The organism is Pseudomonas sp. 5Ae-yellow, from assembly GCF_014077575.1.
Classification (GTDB): Bacteria; Pseudomonadota; Gammaproteobacteria; order Pseudomonadales; family Pseudomonadaceae; genus Halopseudomonas; species Halopseudomonas neustonica.
This window is the reverse complement of the sequence record NZ_JACGWE010000123.1, coordinates 1-984: the sequence shown is the minus strand read 5'-3', so window position 1 is coordinate 984 and position 984 is coordinate 1. Positions and strand designations below refer to the sequence as shown.

Annotated in this window: 1 protein-coding gene; it reads left to right on the top strand. The window is 54.6% G+C overall.

Annotated features, from left to right (window positions below; genetic code table 11):
• Window positions 1–72: 72 nt before the first annotated feature.
• The coding region (locus H4J77_RS19535; RefSeq protein WP_182250123.1) for an IS1182 family transposase at window positions 73–984 on the top strand (912 nt) is incomplete at its 3' end.

Below are 984 nucleotides of genomic sequence, written 5' to 3'. Positions count from 1 at the left end.
GGCCCAGGGTGTGTAAAAACGTCCTGACAAATCCTTGCTATGATTTCCGACACTTCCATCGCAAGGATTCCCATGAAACGGTTTATCCAGGGTGAACACCGAGGTCAAAGCACCTTGCTTCCCGAAAGCCTCGACGACTACGTCAGCGATACCAATCCAGTGCGCGTGGTCGATGTCTTCGTCGATGAACTCGACCTAGCCAAATTGGGTTTCGATGGCGTGATTCCAGCCGAAACCGGCAGACCTGCTTATCACCCTGCGATCCTGCTGAAGATCTATATCTACGGATACCTGAACCGTATTCAATCCAGCCGTCGTCTGGAGCGTGAAGCCCAGCGCAACGTCGAACTGATGTGGTTGACCGGGCGCTTGATGCCCGATTTCAAGACCATCGCCAACTTCCGCAAAGACAATAGCAAAGCTATTCGCGGCGTCTGCCGTCAGTTCGTTTTGCTCTGCCAGCAGTTGGGGCTGTTTAGCGAAAACCTGGTTGCCATCGACGGCAGCAAATTCAAGGCAGTGAACAACCGTGACCGCAATTTCACCAGCGCCAAACTGAAGCGGCGTATGGAAGAAATCGAGGCGAGCATCAGTCGTTATTTGGCTGCACTCGATGCGGCTGATCGACAGACTCCTAGCGCCTCCGCGCCAGACACTGGCAGCCTGGAAGATAAAATCGCCAAGCTCAAAGCGCAGATGAAAGAGCTTCAAAAGATCGAAACTCAGCTCAACGATTCCCCTGATAAACAGGTTTCGCTGACCGACCCAGATGCCCGTTCGATGATGACGCGCGGCAGCGGTATCGTCGGCTACAACGTTCAGACAGCGGTCGATACCAAACACCATTTAATCGTCGCGCATGAGGTGACCAACGTCGGATCCGACCGAGACCAGCTCAGCCCAATGGCCAAGCAAGCCCGCGAGGCGATGGGGACAGAAACGCTGTCCGTGGTGGCTGACCGAGGCTACTTCAAGGGTGAAGAG